19 protein-coding genes and 1 pseudogene are annotated in these 19,788 nt (G+C 64.8%); 4 read left to right on the plus strand and 16 right to left on the minus strand.

Annotated features, from left to right (window positions below; genetic code table 11):
* Positions 1–35: 35 nt before the first annotated feature.
* Positions 36–680, plus strand: a complete 645-nt coding sequence (locus IT775_RS00430; protein WP_212699099.1) for a TRAP transporter small permease subunit — start codon at positions 36–38, stop codon at positions 678–680.
* Positions 680–2,080, plus strand: coding sequence for a TRAP transporter large permease (locus tag IT775_RS00435; RefSeq protein WP_212699100.1), 1,401 nt, complete (start codon positions 680–682; stop codon positions 2,078–2,080). Before IT775_RS00430 ends, IT775_RS00435 begins: the two co-directional genes overlap by 1 nt.
* A 93-nt stretch (positions 2,081–2,173) precedes the next feature.
* Here IT775_RS00435 and IT775_RS00440 read toward each other — a convergent pair whose 3' ends face one another.
* The 6 genes and pseudogenes from IT775_RS00440 to IT775_RS00465 form a co-directional block, all read right to left on the minus strand.
* Positions 2,174–3,250 (minus strand): DUF1513 domain-containing protein, encoded by a 1,077-nt coding sequence (locus tag IT775_RS00440; RefSeq protein WP_212699101.1) that lies wholly within the window; start codon positions 3,248–3,250, stop codon positions 2,174–2,176.
* 1 nt (position 3,251) lies between these two features.
* The gene (locus tag IT775_RS00445; RefSeq protein ID WP_212699102.1) at positions 3,252–4,277 is read right to left on the minus strand and encodes an imelysin family protein; all 1,026 of its coding nucleotides are present in this window, start codon (positions 4,275–4,277) and stop codon (positions 3,252–3,254) included.
* Positions 4,278–5,818 (minus strand): annotated as a pseudogene (locus IT775_RS00450) (di-heme oxidoreductase family protein).
* A gap of 69 nt (positions 5,819–5,887) precedes the next feature.
* Positions 5,888–7,156: an imelysin family protein gene (locus IT775_RS00455; protein WP_212699103.1), complete on the minus strand. Its 1,269-nt coding sequence runs from the start codon at positions 7,154–7,156 to the stop codon at positions 5,888–5,890.
* Positions 7,157–7,218: 62 nt separating this feature from the next.
* A complete protein-coding gene (hemP, locus tag IT775_RS00460) occupies positions 7,219–7,383 on the minus strand; it encodes a hemin uptake protein HemP (protein WP_212699486.1) in 165 nt (54 codons plus the stop codon).
* Positions 7,384–7,388: 5 nt separating this feature from the next.
* The gene (locus IT775_RS00465; protein WP_212699104.1) at positions 7,389–7,553 is read right to left on the minus strand and encodes a hypothetical protein; all 165 of its coding nucleotides are present in this window, start codon (positions 7,551–7,553) and stop codon (positions 7,389–7,391) included.
* A 234-nt stretch (positions 7,554–7,787) separates the two neighbouring features.
* Here IT775_RS00465 and mnmH point away from each other — a divergent pair, with 234 nt between their 5' ends.
* A complete protein-coding gene (gene mnmH / locus IT775_RS00470; RefSeq protein ID WP_212699105.1) occupies positions 7,788–8,843 on the plus strand; it encodes a tRNA 2-selenouridine(34) synthase MnmH in 1,056 nt (351 codons plus the stop codon).
* Between the two features lie 31 nt (positions 8,844–8,874).
* Here mnmH and selD read toward each other — a convergent pair whose 3' ends face one another.
* The 10 genes from selD to IT775_RS00520 all read right to left on the minus strand — a co-directional run bounded on the left by selD (position 8,875) and on the right by IT775_RS00520 (position 18,768).
* Positions 8,875–11,049 carry a selenide, water dikinase SelD gene (selD, locus tag IT775_RS00475; RefSeq protein WP_212699106.1) on the minus strand — a complete coding sequence of 725 codons (2,175 nt, stop codon included), beginning with the start codon at positions 11,047–11,049 and terminating at the stop codon, positions 8,875–8,877.
* Between the two features lie 77 nt (positions 11,050–11,126).
* Positions 11,127–12,116 carry an NAD(P)-dependent oxidoreductase gene (locus tag IT775_RS00480; protein ID WP_212699107.1) on the minus strand — a complete coding sequence of 330 codons (990 nt, stop codon included), beginning with the start codon at positions 12,114–12,116 and terminating at the stop codon, positions 11,127–11,129.
* 87 nt (positions 12,117–12,203) lie between these two features.
* Positions 12,204–13,052 (minus strand): carboxylating nicotinate-nucleotide diphosphorylase, encoded by an 849-nt coding sequence (nadC, locus tag IT775_RS00485; RefSeq protein ID WP_212699108.1) that lies wholly within the window; start codon positions 13,050–13,052, stop codon positions 12,204–12,206.
* Entirely contained in the window at positions 13,049–14,623 is a 1,575-nt protein-coding gene (locus IT775_RS00490) for an L-aspartate oxidase (protein WP_212699109.1), read from the minus strand. Before IT775_RS00490 ends, nadC begins: the two co-directional genes overlap by 4 nt.
* A gap of 26 nt (positions 14,624–14,649) precedes the next feature.
* Positions 14,650–15,702: a quinolinate synthase NadA gene (gene nadA / locus IT775_RS00495; protein ID WP_212699110.1), complete on the minus strand. Its 1,053-nt coding sequence runs from the start codon at positions 15,700–15,702 to the stop codon at positions 14,650–14,652.
* 208 nt (positions 15,703–15,910) lie between these two features.
* Positions 15,911–16,378 (minus strand): preQ(1) synthase, encoded by a 468-nt coding sequence (gene queF, locus IT775_RS00500; protein WP_212699111.1) that lies wholly within the window; start codon positions 16,376–16,378, stop codon positions 15,911–15,913.
* Positions 16,379–16,399: 21 nt separating this feature from the next.
* Positions 16,400–17,107 carry a 7-carboxy-7-deazaguanine synthase QueE gene (gene queE, locus IT775_RS00505; protein ID WP_212699112.1) on the minus strand — a complete coding sequence of 236 codons (708 nt, stop codon included), beginning with the start codon at positions 17,105–17,107 and terminating at the stop codon, positions 16,400–16,402.
* Positions 17,104–17,457 carry a 6-carboxytetrahydropterin synthase QueD gene (gene queD, locus IT775_RS00510; RefSeq protein WP_212699113.1) on the minus strand — a complete coding sequence of 118 codons (354 nt, stop codon included), beginning with the start codon at positions 17,455–17,457 and terminating at the stop codon, positions 17,104–17,106. The genes queE and queD overlap by 4 nt, the downstream gene beginning before the upstream one ends.
* Positions 17,457–18,158, minus strand: a complete 702-nt coding sequence (gene queC / locus IT775_RS00515; protein ID WP_212699114.1) for a 7-cyano-7-deazaguanine synthase QueC — start codon at positions 18,156–18,158, stop codon at positions 17,457–17,459. Before queC ends, queD begins: the two co-directional genes overlap by 1 nt.
* A 139-nt stretch (positions 18,159–18,297) precedes the next feature.
* Positions 18,298–18,768 (minus strand): MarR family winged helix-turn-helix transcriptional regulator, encoded by a 471-nt coding sequence (locus IT775_RS00520; protein ID WP_343231089.1) that lies wholly within the window; start codon positions 18,766–18,768, stop codon positions 18,298–18,300.
* A 208-nt stretch (positions 18,769–18,976) separates the two neighbouring features.
* Between IT775_RS00520 and IT775_RS00525 the strand changes: the two genes are divergently transcribed.
* A complete protein-coding gene (locus tag IT775_RS00525) occupies positions 18,977–19,672 on the plus strand; it encodes a fumarylacetoacetate hydrolase family protein (protein WP_212699115.1) in 696 nt (231 codons plus the stop codon).
* Positions 19,673–19,788 lie beyond the last annotated feature (116 nt).

Genomic DNA, 19,788 nt, shown 5'->3' on the forward strand with positions numbered 1-19,788 from the left:
CTTTATAAGCATAATAAAAAATGGGGGGTGATGGCATGGCAGGGTCCTCGGCTGTGCTCGAAGACGGATCAGTATTGAGCCGTCTCGACAAGGGATTGCACCGGCTCGAAATGGTGCTGGCGATGGTCAGCGGCCTGGCGGTGTTTTCATTGATGGTTCTGGCGGTGGTGTCGGTCGGTGGTCGTAACCTGTTCAACGCGCCGTTGCCGGGTTACGTGGACTGGATCGAGCAGGCGATGCCGCTGATCGCCTTCATGGGCATCGCCTATACGCAGCGCGAAGGCGGCCATATCCGGATGGACATGCTGGTTGGGCGGCTGAACGGACGGGCGCTGTGGTTGGCCGAACTGGTCACCGCGCTGGTTTCGCTGCTGCTGATGGCGCTGCTGGTCTGGGGCAGTTGGGAACACTTCCAGCGCAGTTTCGATTTCGCCGCCCCGCTGTGGAGCCGTGACAGTTCCATCGATATCGGGTTGCCGATCTGGCCGGCCAAGCTACTGGCGCCGGTGGCCTTCAGCGTGCTGTGCCTGCGGCTTGTCATTCAGATCTGGGGATATGGCCGTGCCTTCGTGCAGGGGCTGGTCGAACCGGTTGCGGTGCCGCTGGTGCTGTCGGCTGCCGCGCAGGCGGCGGAAGAGGCCCAGCATGTCAGCGGGCTGGACGCAGAGGAGACGGATTGATGGAAACCATTGAAATCGGTCTGTGGGTTTCCGGCTTCATGCTGGTCCTCGTCTTGCTGGGGATGCGGGTGGCCTTCGCCGCCGGGCTGGCCGGGCTGATCGGGCTGGTCTGGATTTTCTGGAACAAGTTCGACTATGACCCGGCGCGGTTCGGCAAGGCGATGACCATCGCGGTCAAAACCGCCGGGCAGGTGCCGCATTCGAAAGTGTCGAGCCAGGCGCTCAGCCTGATCCCGACCTTCATCCTGATCGGATACCTGGCCTATTACGCCGGTCTGACCAAGGCTCTGTTCGAGGCCGCCAAACGCTGGGTCGGCTGGTTGCCGGGCGGGCTGGCGGTGTCGACCGTTTTCGCCACCGCCGGTTTTGCTGCGGTGTCGGGCGCATCGGTGGCGACGGCGGCGGTGTTCGCCCGCATCGCGATCCCCGAGATGCTGAAAATCGGCTACGATAAACGCTTCGCCGCCGGCGTCGTGGCGGCGGGGGGCACGCTGGCGTCGCTGATCCCGCCCTCGGCGATCCTGGTGATCTATGCGATCATCGTCGAACAGGACGTCGGTAAACTGCTGCTGGCAGGCTTCATTCCCGGCGCGTTCTCGGCGGTGATCTACGGCGGGTTGATCGTCGGGCTGGCGCTGGTCATCCCGAATTTCGGGCCGCCGGTGAAGGGCTTCACCTGGGGGCAGAGATTGGCGGCGCTGCCGCCGGCTTTCCCGATCTTCTTCGTGGTGCTGATCATCATCTTCTTCATCTACAATCCGTTCGGCGGCGATGCCTGGGGCACGCCCACCGAGGGCGGTGCCCTGGGCGCCTTCGTGGTGTTCCTGATGGCGGTCTATCGCGGCATGCGCTGGTCGCAGTTGAAGGATGCTTTGCTGGAAACGGCCAAGCTGAGCGCGATGATCTTCACCATCATCTGGGGCGTGCTGATCTATGTTCGCTTCCTCGGCTTCGCGCAATTGCCGAGCGCCTTTTCGGACTGGATCACAGGGCTGGAGCAAAGCCCGATGCTGACGCTGGTGCTGATCCTGCTGGCCTATGCCGTTCTGGGCATGTTCATGGATGCGATCGGGATGCTGCTGCTGACCCTGCCGGTGGTCTACCCGGCGGTGATGGCGCTCAATGGCGGTGAACTCGTGTCCGCCGTCGACAGTACCTTCGGCATGTCCGGCCCGATGTGCGCGATCTGGTTCGGCATCCTTGTGGTGAAAATGGCCGAATTCTGCCTGATCACGCCGCCGATCGGCCTGAACTGCTTCGTGGTGGCGGGCGTGCGCGACGATCTGAGCGTGCAGGACGTGTTCAAGGGAGTGACGCCGTTCTTCATCGCCGACGCCGTCACGATCGGATTGCTGGTCGCCTTCCCGTGGATCGTGCTGTGGCTGCCGTCGCAGGCCTGACCGGGGCGGGTTTCTGAAATGCAACAAGCGCCCCTTTCGGGGCGCTTGTTTTTTGCCTTGAAGGCGCGGAAGGACGCGGCGACTGGCGCCCGGTCAGAGTGCCACCAGGTGGTTGTCCCAAGCCACCGCATGTTCGCTCACCGCGATAGCGCCCGCCGCGCCGTAGCGGATGATCCGGCCGCTGCCCGCAGTGGCCACGAACCCGTTTTCCCCGGCATTCAGCCCGCAGACATCCGGTTCATCCAGATGGGTGGCGAAATCACCGCTCGCGGCGTCGAAGACCTGGACCATGCCACCGCGCGGCGATGAAATGGCGATCTGGCGGCCATCGGTGCTGAAGGCGATGGAACCGGCGTAATTGTTCATATCGCGATGCAATGCTTCGGGCGCCTGCAACAGACGCGATGCCTCGCCCGGGCGGTACAGGCCCAGCAGCGGGGGCGCATCGGCGCCGTTGCCCTGCCATTGCATCGCAAACCCAACCATCCCGTCGGCGCGCAGCGCTAGGTGGCGGATGGAATTGAGCCGCAGCAATATGTCGAGCTCGGTGATCTCGGTCACGCCCCGGTTCAGGTCCAGAACCGCCAGGTTGGCCCGCATGGTCGGCAGGTTCAGGGGCGTTCGCCCCGATTCCGGATGGGGGTCGATCCCGCCATTGGCCACCACGAAACGGTCCGATCCGGGCAGCCGCAGGATGTCATGCGGCCCGACCCCGCCCGATGCGATTTCGCCGACGCGCCTGTAACCCTTGGCGCGGTCCCAGATACCGATGCGGCCGACACCTTGTTCGTAGTCGTTTTCCGGTGTCAGCAACAGCGATCCGTCGGCGGTGAACACCCCGTGACCCATGAAGTGGCGCCCTTCCGGGGTGTGCATTTCGGCCAGAACCTGTCCGCTGGCGCAATCGATCACCCGGGCAAAGGTGCCGGGGCGGCGGGCAAAGGCCACCGCCTCGGCCCTGTGTGGATGCGCCGCCGCCGCGTGGCCGCGCCCCTGCAGCGGCAGCGAAAACAGCGCCCGGCCGTTGGCGGCAAGCCCGAACAGCCGGTAGCTGCCATCGCGCATCTTCGCCGCCGACAGGTAGGCCGGGTTGCCGATATCGGCCCAGCTGGCCTGTGGTGCGATCCCGGTGGCCACAAGCCCGGCAAGAAATCCGCGTCTCGTTGTCATATCAGTCTCCGTCCAGCGCGTTGAAACCCGATGCCACGCCCAGGGCCGCCCCCAGATTGGCGCCGTGCTGTTCGCGGATCAGGTCGATGGATTGTTGCAAAACCTCGGCCCGCAGCCAGGCCGAGGGGTTGTTCAGATCGGCGAAAACCGGGTCCTCTATCCGGCTCAGCGCCTCGTCTGCGGCATCGAAGCCTTCGTTAAGCGCCTTGATCAGCGCGGGGTGATTGGTGGCCGGTAAAACACCGTGGCGACGCAGGGCGCCGAGGGACAGTTCGATATTGCGCAGCGACCGGCCCGAGCGCCGGGCCTCGGCGCGTTTTGGGCGTGGCCGGTCGAAGCTGCCCAAGGGGCGACCCAACCGCGTGTCCATGGTGAATTGCAGCCCGGTCGTGAAGGCCTTGAAAAGTTCCTGAACTGCTTCTTCATGCGTCCGGTACGGGCTTTTCTCGCTGCCCGGGGACCGCATCCCGGGCGCGTAGGTTTCGTGCCAGTCGCGCGCGATGGCGGCCGCCGTCAGGGCGATGTCATGCGCGGTGGCTCGGATCAGGGTACAGGCATAATCGGCCGGTTCGCGGAACCTGTCGTCATAGAGCAGGTATTCCATGCCATAGAACCCGCGCCCGGCAATCGACAGTTCGGCGAAACTTTTCGGGTCGGTGACAGCCGGGTCCTGCGACGCTAAAAGGCCCGCCAGAGTCTTGCTGGTGAACCCGCGCGTATCGGGCCAGAAGGCGAGGCTAAAGGCGCGGTTATCGGTTTCGGTCGGGCCGAAACGCAGGTGGCTGACCGTCACCCAGGCGTCGAAGGCATCGTGGTAGGTGGCGCGCAGCGCCGGGGCCTCCGGGTCGCAATCGGCCGCGGCGGCGGCATCAAGCGCGGCGCTGCGGGTTTGCAGCCGGTCGAACCCCGGCAGGATCAATTGATCAACAACCGCCGCGACAGGATCGACTGGAGCGTTGTCTGGCGGGCTGGCCAAAGCGGGAACGGGCAGGCAGAGCAGCAGGGCGGCGGCGAGAGGTCGGAACATTCAGAGGCTCTCCAGAAATGATATCAGGGCATTGCGGTCATCTGCGGTCAGGGCGCGGACATGGGATTGGGCGGCATGCGCTTCGCCGCCATGCCACAGGATCGCTTCCAGCAGGGTGCGGGCGCGGCCATCATGCAGGAAACCGGCATCCCTCGAGACCCGCTGCGCCAACCCGACGCCCCAAAGCGGCGCGGTGCGCCATTCGCGGCCCGTCGCGCGGCCCTCGGGCATCGGGTCGGCCAATCCGTCGCCCATGTCATGCAGCAGGAAATCGGAATAGGGCCAGATCAGTTGAAAACTGCGCTCCGCTTGGTCGGGTAGCCGGGACGTGACGAACTTCGGATGGTGGCAGGCCGGGCACCCGGCCTGATGGAAGATTTCCTTGCCGCGCAGCACCTGCGGGGCAGCCAGATCGCGCCGCGCCGGAACGCCTAGGTTGGCGCTGTAAAGCGTGGTCAGGTCCCGCGCAGCCGCGTCGACCTCGAAACCGCGCGCATCCCCGTCGCCATGCGGCGCAGTACGGCAATCGGCCTGAACAGCGCTGCAATCGCCCCAGCCGTCGGCAAAGATCGGGGTGGAAAGGCCCAGGTCCGTATGGAAGGCCATGGACACTTGCTGCCGGACGGTGGGCTGGCCTGCCTTGTAGCCGAACCGGCCCAGCATCGGCTGTTCGTATTCCCGTGACCAGACGATATTGGCGCGGCCCGATATCCCGTCGCCGTCGGCGTCGTCGGCATCTTCCAGGGCGATGATGTCGGCGGCGGGGATCGCTTCGATCAGCCCGAGGCCCAGAAGCGGTGGCGCGACGCGGGGCGAGAGCGTGACATCCTCGTCCAGCGGACCATAGGCCAGATCGCTCAGCGTGACCGTTGGCGCGCGCAATGTCACGGTGGTGTCGGTCAGCGCGACCTCGGCCGTTGTATAGCTGACGCTGACCCGCGCCTCTGCCGCGTGTCCGGGGGCCGCGAAGTCCTGAATCTGGCGTCCATAGGTGGGATCGGGCAGGGTGGCGAGGTAATCGGCGATCTCGACCATCCGGTCATCCGGCGCCGCTGGCGCGGCGAGTTTCACCGCGAAGGAAAGCGCGCTGTCTTCGGGGCCGTCGGGGGCATGGCCGCGCCCGTCGCGGATTGGCAACCGCTGCAGGATCGCGTGTTGTAAAGCGGCCCCAGCCCGTCCGATCCCTTGGTCGATGACGGCGAGGCCACCCAGAGCTTTTCGAACAAGGCACGGCCCAGTTCGAAATCCAATCGGTTTTCCAAGCTGGCCGCCGGACGGGAAAATGCCTTTGGGCCGCCGGTGTAGGGAACCGTTGCGGCCCCGGCGGGGCGATCCTCGAACCGTTCGGGTTCGCTGAAATCCACGGGCGGCGCCAGGGCGGCGGCAATCCGGGCGGTTTCCGCAACGGTGCGGGGCAGGGGCGACAGGTGCGGTTCGTCGCTCGCGGGATCGGCCGACAGCGGCGCGGCGCTCGCTATCAGAACGATCAGGCCCGATCCCAGAAGGGACTTGGGCGCGGTGATCGACGCAAATCGGGTCATTTGGTTCGCCTGCAGAAAACGGGACCGGCAGGCGCCGGGGCGCCAGCCAGTTTGATGTGCGTTGTCGCGTTACTCGAACACGGAGGACGGGTTGTCGAGGCTGTCGGATCCTTCCACGGCGACACCGTTCAGCCCAAAGGCACTGACCACCCTTTCGAAGGATTTGGCCTGATCGATCAATCCGTTGACCCCGGTCATGATCAGCTCCTCGCCCCTGACGCTGCCGCGTTCCAGCATCTGGTCATAGGCAAATCCGTTATCGGCGGCCTCCTTCAGCGCGCCAAGCGCGTCCATGGTGGCATCGAGCTTGGCCCTCACCTCGGAATCCAGCGCGGGATCCTTCGCCGCGACCAGATCGCTGAGCGAGGCGCCGGACACGACCGTGCCGTCAACCCGGGTATACTGACCGAGATAGGCGTTCCGGATCCCCATGCCGTCGTAGTAATGGCTGTTGTGGGTGTTGTCCGAGAAGCAGTCATGTTCTTCCTCCGGATCGTTCAGCATCAGGCCTAGGCGCATCCGTTCCCCGGCCTGTTCGCCATAGCTGAGGCTTCCCATCCCGGTCAGCATGGCGGTCAGACCGGCGGTTTCGTCGGCCAGCACGTCATTGCGTGCGTCGCCGCCCGTCGCCCATTGCGCAGCCATGTATTCAAGATCGGACACCAGCAGATCGGTCGCGGCCTTCAGATAGGCGGCGCGGCGGTCGCAATTGCCGTGGGTGCAGCCATCGCCCTGAAGGTAATCGGTCCAGGGGCGGTTGCCCGCGCCCGGGGCGTGCCCGTTCAGGTCCTGTCCCCAAAGCATGAATTCGATCGCGTGGTAACCGGTGGCGACGTTGGTATCGATCCCATCGGCTTCGTGCAGGGTGTTTTCCAGTAATTCTGGGGTGATGTCGGTGGCGTCGACCTCGGTCCCCGACAGGGTGAAGACCGGGGTCGCCACCACGTTGAGCGCGGCATAATCGTTTTCTTCCGATTCCCCGTAAGAAGAGGTGTCGACATAATCGATCAGACCCTCGTCCAGCGGCCAGGCGTTCACCTTGCCTTCCCATTCGTCGACGATCGGGTTGCCGAACCGGTACACCTCGGTCTGCTGATAGGACGGGCGGGCGGCGAGCCATGCGTCTTTCGCCGCTTGCAACGTGGCCTCGGACGGTGCCGCGATCAGCGCATCGACCGCAGCCTGCAATGCCTTTGCGGTGATCAGGCTGTCATCGAATTTCGCCGCGGCGATATCGGCGTAGGTTTCCAGCACTGCCTTGGGAGAGGGGGCTTCGGCCAGCGCGGCGCTGCCCAGTGTCAGGGCCAGCGCGGTGGAGATCAGGAATGGGGTCTTCATGGGGTCGCTCCTTGTTCGGTCGGTGGTTCGTCTGGGGGCGGGCGTTCCGGGCCACGATCCTGTCACTTGGTCAGGATCAGCTTGCCGGCCCGGGTGATCCGCAGGCTGTAGACCTGATCGTGCAGCACGATCAGGGCCTGGTTGCCGCCTTGGGTCAGATCCTCGGCCCGGTGGATCGGATGCGAGGGCAGCGCGACCTTCTCAGCGCCGTCCTTGTGCAGTCTCATCGTGGTCATGCCAGTTTCTCCCGCTGCTCAAGGCGATCGAGGATCCACTCCATGCAAAAACCGTTTCCGACCCCGGTTTCAGCCAGGATCGAGAAGAGCACGGGGCGGTCATGCCTTGGATCAAGACCGTCTTGACGGCGGTCAGCCATGCTGTTCAGCGCGTTTCTCATTGCGAACTTCCCTTGTTGCATTGGATTCGGGCTACCGCGGCTTGGCGGATGGCTGGATATGGCAGAATAACTGAGTGAATTAGTTGGAATAGTCAATATGAGTTTTTTAGTCGGGAATAAATTTCCGGATTTTTCCGGGTTTTACGTTGTGAACTGGTCATGGCGGCGGCACGCAGGATGCAGTAGGACAGGGAAACCACCGCAAGCGGCCCCCGGAACAAGCGCAGAAAAAACATGGCCAAGAAGCTGAAATTGAATTCCCTGAGCGATCTGTCGTCGCTGCCCTATGACGAAATCATCGATGTGCGGTCATCGTCGGAATACGCCGAGGACCATATACCCGGCGCGATCAGCCTGCCGGTTCTGGATGACGCCGAACGGGCCGAGGTGGGCACGATCTATGTCCAGCAGGATCCGTTCCTTGCCCGCAAGCTGGGCGCTGCCCTGGTGGCGAAGAACGCGGCAAAGCACCTGCAGGGGCCGCTGGCGGATCGTGACGGCGGCTGGCAGCCGCTGGTCTATTGCTGGCGCGGCGGGCAGCGGTCGGGGTCGTTCGCCTCGATCCTCGATCAGATTGGTTGGCGGGTCGGGCTGATCGAAGGTGGTTACAAGGCGTACCGCCGATTGGTGGTGAAGGCGCTGTACGACGACCCCGTGCCGCATCGGCTGGTGCTGATAGACGGCGGCACCGGCACCGGCAAGACCGAATTGCTGCATCATCTGGAGCGGGCCGGGGCGCAGGTGCTGGACCTCGAAGGGATGGCCGAACATCGCGGGTCGCTGCTGGGCGGGTTCGCCGGCGGCCAGCCGTCGCAGAAATGTTTCGAATCCCGGCTGGCAATGGCGCTGACCCGGCTCGACCCGGCGCGGCCGGTTTTCGTGGAGGCCGAAAGCAACAAGATCGGCAAGCTGATCATCCCGCCGACCCTCTGGCAGGCGATGCTGACGGCGGATCATCTGGTCGTCACCGCGCCACTCGAGGCGCGGGCGGTTTTCCTGACCCGGGTCTATGCCGATGTGATCGGAAATCTGGACGAGCTGTGCGAACGCTTGCGCTACCTGTCGCGGTTCCACGGGCACGAGGCGGTGGAACACTGGCAGGAACTGGCGCGGGCCGGCGACCACCTGCAATTGGCGCGCGAACTGGTCGAGATGCATTACGATCCCAGCTATCGCCGGTCGTCGCGCCGGGCGGGCGATCCGCTGGCCGAAATCGCGCTGCAAGGGCTGGAGGACGCCGACTTTGCGGCGGCGGTGCCGATGGTTTTACAGGCGGCGGGGGCGGAGTGAGCAGGCCTTGGTTCGGCTCATCTCATTGAAATCAAACGCAGCTGATCATCGGGGCGCCTTCCGTCATGCGCCCGATCCGCACGGCCGGAATGCCGTTTTCGTGCAGCTTTGCCAGAAGCGCGTCAGCTTTGTCCGGTGCCACCGCTGCCAGCAGCCCGCCAGCGGTTTGCGGATCGTGCAGCAGGATACCGCGCGGACCGGTGGCGTTGATCAGCGGCGCGTGGGAAAGATTGGCATCATACAGGCTTGAGCGGATGCCCGCCTCGGCCAGTTCCAGCGCGCCGTCGTAGAACAGAAGGCTCTCCAGCTTGATCTCGGCCCCGGTGTCCGACGCCTTGCAGAGTGCCATCAGGTGTCCGGCCAGCCCGAAACCGGTGACATCGGTCATCGCATGGGCCGGGCGCAGGATCTCGGCCGCTTTGGCCTGCGGCTGCGCCATCACCTGCAGCATCCGCATCACATCGCGGCCCTTTGCCTTGCCCTGCATTTCGGCGGCCAGGATCGTACCGCTGCCCAGCGGCCGGGTCAGGATCAGCGCGTCGCCGGGCCGTCCGCCCGATTGCTGGATCGGGTTCCCGGTCAGCCCGGTGAGGGTAAAGCCAATGGTCAGTTCACTGCCCAGCGTCGAATGGCCGCCGACGATTTCCGCGCCTGCGTCGCGGAACACCTCGCCCGCCGCGCGCATGATTTCGGCCAGCGTGCGCCGCTGCAGCGTGTCGTTCATCCGCGGCAGGATCACGTTGGCCAGAACCGCCTGCGGCGCGGCCCCCATCGACCAGACATCGCCCAGGGCGTGGATCGCGGTGATCCGCGCCATCAGCGCGGGATCTTCGGTGAAGGCGCGCAGGTGATCGGTGGTCAGCACCTGTTTCACCCCGCCGATATCGAGCGTGGCAGCATCGTCGCCGGCGCCACGCAGCACGTCGTCGCGCCCCGCTTGGGGCAGCGCTGCCAGCACGTCGGAGAGAGCCCCGGGGCCAACCTTCGATCCGCAGCCGGCGCAGACCGGTTGCCCGTCGCCCAGTTCCTCGGCCACGCCGAGCGCCGCGACTCTGGGCGGGGCAGGCGGGTCCATCGCGGGCAGGTCCTGGAACTTCAACATGAACTTCCGATCGATCCGGTCCTTCCAGCGCCACAACCATGGGCCCGACCACGGCCGGCCGTATTTTTCCGCCAGCGCCGATTTCTCGCCCAGCGATATCAGCTTCAGGTAATCCTTCTGCGGATGAAACGGGCGCAGGGCCTGTCCGGTCAGCGCCGCGCGCAGGTTGTCGTGCAGCACCGGTGCCGCGCGCACCGCGTAGACCCCGGCCTTGGGGCGCGGCGCGTGGGTCATGTGGGCGCAATCGCCCACCGCGAAAAGATCGTCATGCCCCTCGACCAGAAGCGTGGCGCCGACATTGACGAAGCCGTCGGTCAGCGGCAGGCCGGTCTGCTGAAGCCACGGCTGCGGCAGCGCGCCGGCGGCCCCGACGGTGAAGGCCGAGGGGATGATTTCACCGGTTCGCAGTCGCGGGCCGTCCTTGGTGATTTCGGCGATCTCGGCGCCGGTCCACAGCGTCACGCCGTTTTCGTTCAACGCTGCCAGTATTCGTTGCCGGGTTTCTTCGCCGGTGCCGGTCAGTTGATCATGCGCCTCGATCAGCGTCACCCGGGCCTTTTCGGTGACCCGGCGCAGCGCATGGGCCATGGCCATCGCCAGTTCGACCCCGGCAACGCCGCCGCCGATCACCGCGATCGGGTCCGCTTCGCCGCTGGCCTCGGCGGTGCGCAGGAAGTCCTGCCAGCGCGCCGCATAGGTATCAAGAGGTTTGGCCCCGAGCGCATGTTCGGCAAAGCCGCGCAATTGCGGCAGGTCGGTGGTGATACCGATATCGAGAGAAGCGACATCGTATTCGATCGCACCATGCCCTTCCACGGTGACGGTTTTGGCCTCCGGGTCCAGCGCCACCGCCCGCCCGTCGATCAGCCGCGCGCCGGCGAAACGCGCCAATCGTACCAGATCGATTTCCAGTTCTTCCTGCCGGTAATGCCCGGCGATATGGCCCGGCAGCATGCCCGAATAAGGCGCGGTCGGGCCGGGATTGATCAGGGTCAGGCGCACGCCGGGCAACGGCCGCATCGCCCATTTGCGCAGCACCAGCGCATGCGAATGGCCGCCACCGATCAACACCAGGTCTCGGGTCAGCGGAATTTGCGGCTGCATCGGTGGTCCCTTTTGCATCATTTAGGTGAAGGTTACCTAATCCGTTCTGAACGCAACCGCCAGAGGGCGCGTACCGATCAGTCGCGCGGGGCGCGTTCGGTGGCAACGCCCGGGACAATTTCCATGCCGATGCCCGCCGCGCGCGCATTTTCCGGCCCGATGCCGCTTCCGTCCGGATCGCCGGCAACCAGTTGCACCACCTTGTGGCCTTGGAGGGCGGCGTTAAGCACCGCGGCCTCGCTGTCCGCCGGGTTGTCCAGCAACACCCGTTCGGCATCGCGCCGCGCCAGTTCCAATACATCCGCCGCGACGTTCGGGGCATAGAAGATCACGTCGGCTTCCTGCAGCCGTTCCACCGCCCGCAGGGTCAGCAGGTCGCGCGCGCCGGGACCGGCGCCGACCAGACTGATCAGGCCGCCGTCGTTGCCATCGGGGGCGCCGCCGGCGCTGATGGCGGTCTTCAGCAACTCTGCCGCTTCGCGTTCGGCACCGCGTTTGAAGGCCAGCCAGGGCGCGCCGTTGAAGCTCCAGCGCCAGAAATCGCGCCGGCGGGGCCGTTCCAGCTTGAAACCCACCGCGTCGCGCAACCGCCCGGCAAGAGCGGCAAAACTGCCCAGGCGCGGATCGAGCATCTGTTCGAAATCGGTTTTCAGGCGGCGCGCCAGGACCGGCGCGGTGCCCTCGGTTCCGATTGCCACCACCACCGGGTCGCGATCGACAATCGAAGGTGTGGTGACATCGCACAGCGCCAGCTGATCGACCACGTTCACCGTGGCGCCCGCCGCCTTGGCCAGCGTGTGCAGCGCCGCGTCGGCGCCGGGGCAACCGGTGGCAACGAAGACCAGCGCGGTATCGGCGAAACTGTCGGGCGTGACCGCTCCGGCATCGTGTTGGGCGCGGCCCTCGGCGGTGATAGCGCGCAGTTCGTCATCCAGTTCCGGGGCGATCAGGATCAGTTCCGCTTCGGTCTTCAGCATCAGCCGCGCTTTCTGCGCGGCCTGTTCGCCGCCGCCCGCGATCACCACGCGGCGGTCTGCCATTTTCACGAACATCGGAAAGAATTTCATGCGCGCTCTCCTTGCTGGGGAACCACATAGCGGCTCGGAGGTGCCATGCAAACGCTATTTTTTGGGGGCCGAACGGCCCGGGGAAGATCAGAAATCCAACCCCAGATCCAGAGTTTGCGCCGAGTGGGTCAGCGCGCCGGAAGAAATGTAATCGACGCCGGTCGCGGCGACCTCGGCGATGCGGCCAAGTTTCATGTTGCCGGAAGCTTCCAGCACCAACCGGCCCCCGTTGAGCTTGACCGCCTGTTGCAGTGTCGGTGTGTCCATGTTGTCCAAGAGCACGACATCGGCGCCGCCGGTGCTCAGCACCTCTTCCAGCTGGTCGAGCCGGTCGACCTCGATTTCAACCCGGACCATGTGGCTGGCATGGGCCTTGGTCGCTTCCAGCACGGCCTTGACGCCGCCGGCCGCGGCGATGTGGTTGTCCTTGATCAGGATCGCGTCGGACAGGCTGAAGCGGTGGTTGAAGCCGCCGCCATGCAGCACCGCCTGCTTTTCCACGATGCGCAGGCCCGGCGTGGTCTTGCGGGTGCAGGTGATGCGGGTTTCGGTTCCCTTGGTCTGCTGCACGAAGCCATGGGTCAGTGTGGCAATGCCGCTCAGCCGCCCGGCGAAGTTCAGCGCGACCCGTTCCCCGGACAGGATGGAGGCGGCGGCGCCTTCGATTTCCATCAGCGTGTCGCCCTTGGCAATCGCGTTGCCATCTTGTTTCAGCGCCTTGATCTTCAGGTCCGGATCGACAAGGCGGAAGGCGATGGCGGCGATCTGCATCCCCGAAACGACACCGTCCTCGCGCGCGTTCAGCCGCGCGGTGTAGGTCGCGTCGGCCGGGATCACCGCGCGGGTGGTGATGTCGCCATAGGTGCCCAGGTCTTCCATCAGCGCGTGTCTGACCAGCGGTTCGAGGATCAGGTCGGGCAGGGTGGCATAGCTCATTGTTGGGATTCCTTCACGATCCGGTCCCGCAGGGCGGTGGCCTCGGCCAGCGTCAGCATGCTGCGATCGCCATGTTCGCCCGTGCTGTCGGGGAAATCACTGCGGTGATGGGCGCCGCGCGATTCCTCGCGCATCAGCGCGCCGGCGGCGATCAGGGTGGCGGTGGCGGTCATGTTCAGGAAACCGGGGCAATCGGCGTTGTCCGCTTCCAGTTCCGCGATGATCCTGAGCGCGCGTTGCAGCCCTTCGGCGTCGCGCACCACGCCCACGTTATCGGTCATGCAGCGGCGCAGCCGGTCGATCGCCGCTTCATCCGGCGCGACGCCGCCGGGTTGGAAATCAAGCGAGATTTCGGGCGCTTCGGCAGGCACTTCGCCCACGGCGTCTTCGATGCCGACGGCACAGATGCGGGCATAGACCAGCGCTTCCAGCAATCCGTTGGAGGCCAGGCGGTTGGCGCCGTGCAGCCCGGTCGAGGAGGCTTCGCCGCACACCCAGAGGTTTTCCAGGCTGGAATGGCCCTGCATGTCGGTGGCGATCCCGCCCATGTGGTAATGCGCGGCGGCGGCGACCGGGATCGGGTCGTGAACCGGGTCGATCCCGGCGCGGGCGCAGGCCTCGGCCACCGAAGGGAACTGGGTCAGGACCTTTTCGCCCAGCACCGCGCGGGTATCGAGCATCGGGCGCTTGCCGGCCTGTGTCTGGGCGTAGATGGCGCGGGCAACGATGTCGCGCGGCGCCAGTTCCGCATCCGGGTGGATCGGCAGCATGAACCGTTCGCCATCGGAATTGATCAGCGTCGCACCTTCGCCGCGCAGCGCCTCGGTCGCCAGCGGCGCGGGGTCTTCGCCCATGTCGATGGCGGTGGGGTGGAATTGCACGAATTCGGCATCCGCGATCACGGCGCCGGCGCGTGCCGCCATGCCGATCACCTGGCCGCGAATGCGCGCGGGGTTGGTTGTCAGCTTGTACAGCCCGCCGGAACCGCCGCCGGCCATCAGGAAGGCCGCGCCGCGCAGCAACACCGGTTTCGAACGGTCCTGCCCGGAGGTTTCGACCCAGATTCCGGTCACCCTGCCGTCGCTGGTTTCCAGCCCCGAGGCCATCACCCCTTCGAGCACCTGCACCGAAGGCGTTTCCTGCACCCGCGCGATCAGCGCCTTCATGATTTCGGCGCCGGCCTGATCGCCCTTCACCCGCACCACGCGGGCGAAACTGTGCGCCGCTTCGCGCGATAGCACGTAACCGCCCTTGTCGTCGCGATCGAACGGCGTACCCATCTCGGTCAGGTCAAGGATGTGTTCACGCGCTTCGCGGGTGACCTGCGCGGCGACTTCCGGATCGACGGTGCCAGCCCCGGCGCGCAGCGTGTCGGTGGAATGGCTTTCGGGGCTGTCGGTCGGATCCATCGCCGCGGCGACGCCGCCCTGCGCCCAAGCGGAGCTGGCACCTTCGCCAAGCGTTTCTGGCGAGATCATGACCACAGGGTAGGGCGCCAGTTTCAGCGCCGCATAGAGCGCGCCCATGCCACCACCCACGATGACGATGCGATCGGTCGTGATCTGTTGCATCGGCTGCAATCCTCAGAGGCCCGTTGTCAGATGCCCAGCTGTTTCGACAGGTCGATCATCCGTTGCACCGCCAGGCGGGCCTTGTCCGCGACCGCCGCGTCGACCTCGACCGGGGTGGTCATGGTATGCAGCGAATACAGCACCTTTTCCAGCGTGATCTTCTTCATGAAGGGGCACATGTTGCAGGGACCGATGAAATCGACCTCGGGCAGGGCATCCGAAATGTTCGACGCCATCGAGCATTCGGTCACCAGCATCGCCTTTTCCGGCTTTTCGTTTTCGACATAGGAAATGATGCCGCTGGTGGAGCCGGAATAATCGGCCTCGGCCACCACGTCGGGCGGGCATTCGGGGTGGGCGATGATGCGGGTGCCCGGATTCCATTCGCGGAATTCCTTCAGGTCCTGCGCGGTATATTGTTCGTGCACGATGCACGATCCGTCCCACCAGACGATCTTCTTGCCCGGCACCTGCTTGGCCACGTTCTGCGCCAGGTACTTGTCGGGGGTCATGATCACCGTGTCGCTGTCCTGCGCCGCCACGATCTGGGCCGCGTTGGAGGAGGTGCAGCAGATATCGGAGGCCGCCTTAACTTCGGCGGTGGTATTCACATAGGTGACGACCGGCGCGCCGGGATACTTGGCGCGCATCTGTTCCACCCCTTCGGCGGTGATCGAGGAGGCCAGCGAACACCCCGCCTCCATGTCGGGCATCAGAACGGTTTTCCGCGGATTGAGGATTTTCGACGTTTCGGCCATGAAATGCACGCCGCATTGCACGATGACGTCGTCTTCGACCTCGGTCGCCTTGATCGCCAGCTGCAGGCTATCCCCGACGAAATCGGCGACGCCGTGATAGATGTCGGGGGTCATGTAGTTATGCGCCAGGATGACCGCGCCGCGCTTCTTCTTCAACTCGTTGATCGCCACCACGTAGGGTGCATAAACCGCCCAGTCCGCAGGCGTGACGACACGATCCATACGGGCATAGATGTCTTTTGTGGCCTCGGCGAGTTCCAATGAAGGGGCGAGATCGTAGTGTTCGGCAAGATCGGTGCGAACGGTCGAGAGGTCGAGCAACCAACTATCCTCCAGCAGTGGCTTGAGGGCTTCATATATGTGGAAACTACGGTATTTGCTAGGGGAATCGGGGGCTGACGCAGATAATTCTGCATTTCAGCCACCTGATTAAAATTCCCATCAATGGGCGCGGTTGGGCGTGACGCAGCGCCTGGCGTGCTCCGGGCGAACCCCGGGGCGTGCGCCCCGGGTGCCCCTCAACCGATGGTTAGCCACGGCCGCGATAAGGCGGCACGCCCTGATCGGGAATCCAAACCCCTTCGGGCATCGCGCCGGTCTGCCAGAACACGTCGATCGGGATGCCGCCGCGCGGATACCAGTAACCGCCGATGCGCAGCCATTTCGGATCGAGGAAGTCGACCAGACGCCGGCCGATCGACACGGTGCAGTCTTCGTGAAACGCGCCGTGATTGCGGAACGATCCGAGGAAAAGCTTCAGCGACTTGCTTTCCACCAGCCACTCGCCCGGCACGTAATCGATCACCAGATGGGCAAAATCCGGCTGCCCCGTCATCGGGCAGAGCGAGGTGAATTCCGGCGCGGTGAAGCGCACGTTGTAAAGGACATCGGCTTGCGGGTTCTGCACCCGTTCCAATTCCGCCTCATCCGGGCTTTGCGGCATCACGGTGGCGCCGCCCAGCTGCTTGAGATTGCTGTAGATGGTTTCGTCGCTCATCTGTTTTCTCCAATCATGCGCTCAGACGCCGCGCTTGTTGCCCCAGACCAGCACATGCAGCTGCGGCAGAACGCGGGGGGCGAACCATTTGTCTTCGGTCACTTTTTCGATCAGCCACAACAACCGGTCGGTGGTTTCCTGCAGGTCGACGGGCTGATCCGGGTCGACCTCGGGATTGCCAGGCTGCAGGTAGAGCGGCAGCTGCGGGTAGCGCGCCGCCGCGCCCTTGGCCCATTGATAATCGGTATCGTCGAAGATGACGATTTTCATCACGGTGTCGGGGCGGTCCCCGGCGGCTTTCAGGCAGCTGTCGAAGGCGGCCCAGTCGACGGTTTCACCGCTCGAGGGCGGTTTCGGGCTCAGCACCAGCGTGTCGAGATCTCCAAACCACGGTTTCGCGACCGACCCTTGGGTTTCGCAGGCAAAGCGGTAGCCTTCGGATTTGCCCAAGGCGATCAGCGGCGCGAAATCCTGGATCGCCGGGTTGCCGCCGGAAATCGACACGGTCAGCGGCTGCCCGCCCGACAGCTTTTTCACCTCGTCCCAGACCTGCGCCGGGTCCATCGCCTGCCAGTCATGGCGAAACTGGCTGTCCACCGCGTGCATGGAATCGCACCACGCGCAGCGGTAGTCGCAGCCGCCCGCGCGCACGAAAACGGTGGGTTCGCCGATCAGGGCGCCTTCGCCCTGGATGGTTGGGCCGAAGATTTCCGCGATCCGCAGGGTCATGGCCGGTACTCGGCCCAGGTCTTGGGCGTTTCCGACACCTTCACGGCGGCGGTTTCCGGCCAGCGTGCGCGGCACCAGTCGAAGAAATATCGCGCCATGTTTTCGGCGGTCGGGTGGAAATCGAGCACATCGTTCAGGTGACGGTGGTCGAAATCGTCATCGATATGGGTCTTCAGCGGTTTCAGCTCGTGATAATCGCGTACGAAGCCGTCGGCGTTCAGTTCTTTCGCCGCCAGTTCCACCACAACGATGTAATTGTGTCCGTGCAGCCGGTGGCACTGGTGATCTTCGGGCAGATGCGACAGCCGGTGCGAGGCGGAGAAATGGAATTCCTTGGTGATCCGGAACATCAGCTGCCCTCCGCCGCTTTGACGGCAGCCCGCCAGAAATCCGGGTCCTCATAGGTGGTCGGGTCCGCGATCCCGGCCAGGTCGAACGCTTCGCGCCGTTCCACGCAGGTACCGCAGCGGCCGCAATGGTGTTCGCCGCCCTTGTAACAGGACCATGTATCGGCGAAGGGCGTGTTCACCCGGGCGCCTTCGGTCACGATATCGGCCTTGGACCGGTGCACGAAGGGCGTCGACAGCCGCACATCGGCATAGCCGTCCAGTGCCGCGCGCTGCATCGCGTCGAAGCTTTCGGTGAACGCCGGGCGGCAGTCGGGATAGATGAAGTGATCGCCGCCATGCACCGCCGTCGCCACCGCTTCGTCGCCATTGGCCGCCGCGATGCCAAAGGCGATGGTCAGCATGATCGCGTTGCGGTTGGGCACCACGGTGATCTTCATCGTGTCCTCGGCGTAATGCCCGTCGGGCACGTCGATATCGTCGATCAGCGCCGACCCGGTCAGGGCTGCGCCGATCGTGCGCATGTCGATGACGTGATGCGGCACACCCAGTCGCGTGGCGCAGCGGGCGGCGAAATCGAGTTCCTTGCGGTGGCGCTGGCCGTAATCGAAGGAAACAAGCCGGGTGAGGTTCTGCTGATCCGCGACCATATGGGCAAGCGATACGGAATCGAGCCCGCCCGAGCAGATAACGAGAGTTTTCATTTTTCAGTCCTTGTTTTGGTGACCGGGTAGGCTGCGACCGGTAGCGCGCATATAGCGAGCAGGGGCTGGGGGTTCAATAGGGAACAGGACAAGCGCCCGCAAAGCGCGCGTGTCGCGTCTCAGCCCGGCTTGCGGCTGACTAACCGTCCTGTTTGGGCTTCTGCAGCGGTGCGCGGCTCAGTTCGTTGCCGGACTCGGTCACCTTTTGCATGAGCCGCAGCATCTCGGCGCGTTCGTCATCACTCAGACCGGCAAGGATGTCCTTTTGCAGCGCCCAGACGATGGGCGTGGCCTGCTTCAGGAACGTCTCGCCTTTCGCGGTCAGCTTCAACAGTTTGGCGCGGCGATCGCGGGGGCTGGTGCGGCGTTCGATCAGTCCCTTGTTCTGCAACCGGTCCAGCACCGCCCCCATGGTCACCCGGTCATGGGCAATCAGCCCGGCGAGCGTGGCTTGGTCGATATTGGGATTGTCCGCAAGCGCCGACAGGGCGCCGAACTGAACCTGGGTCAGGTCCAGGCCCTGTGCCTTCATCCGCTCGGTGAAAACCGACACGGAAATCTGATTGAGGCGCCGGATCAGGTGCCCGGCCATGCCGTAGAGTTCCAGCAAGGTTTCGTCCCTCGTAATTTACCCGATATCTGCGCGGTTTTATCTTGGCATGCAAGCCGGGGTTGGGCCAGTGGCTTGGAGGAGGCGCGGGATGATCGGCCTTCCATGTCCCGACGGGACACGGTAGCACAGTGGGAAAATGGCGGCTGGACGGGACGGGAGTATTCCCCCGCCGGCGCCAAGATGGTTTCTGTAGGGAAGGCGCGACATGACCAGCTACCTGTTCGACACCCCCGAGGTGCATTCCATCCCGGTCAGGAGGGAAACGGCCGAATATCCGGTTCGCCGCATCTTTTGCGTCGGCCGCAACTACGCCGCCCATGCCACCGAAATGGGCGGGGAGGTCGACCGCGAGGCGCCTTGGTATTTCCTGAAATCGGCAACCGCCCACGTGGCCAGCGGCGCAACCGTGCCCTATCCGCCGGGAACCGACAATTTCCACTACGAAATGGAACTGGCGCTGGTCCTGGGCGCGCCTGCGTTCCGGGCCGATCAGGATGAAGCCAAGGCGGCGATCTATGGCTATGGCTGTGCCCTGGACATGACCCGCAGGGACCGCCAGCAGGACGGCAAGGACCATCGCCGCCCCTGGGATCTGGGCAAGGATATCGAAAACGGCGCGGTGATGGCGCCGCTGACGCGGGCTGCCGATTGGGAACCGGCGGGACAGCGGATCCACCTGGAGGTCAATGGCGAGGTCAGGCAGGACGCGACGCTGGCCGAGATGGTGTGGAACGTGGCCGAGATCGTGTCACACCTGTCGCATTACTATCACCTGCAACCGGGCGACGTGATCATGACCGGCACCCCCGCAGGCGTCGGCCCGGTGGTTGCCGGCGACCGGATCACCGGCGGGATTGACGGGCTCGACCCGATCGAACTGTCCCTTGGGGCTGCCGAGTAAGGGCTGGCAAGGCGATCTGGCTTTCAAGGAGCAAAGGGCCTTCGGGCCCTTTTTTCGTTTCCGGTCGTGGCTTCCGTTTCCCGGGGGGCGCGGCTAGGCTCTGGATCGTGGGCAGG

This window comes from Thalassovita aquimarina, from assembly GCF_018219815.1.
Taxonomy (GTDB): Bacteria; Pseudomonadota; Alphaproteobacteria; order Rhodobacterales; family Rhodobacteraceae; genus Thalassobius; species Thalassobius aquimarinus.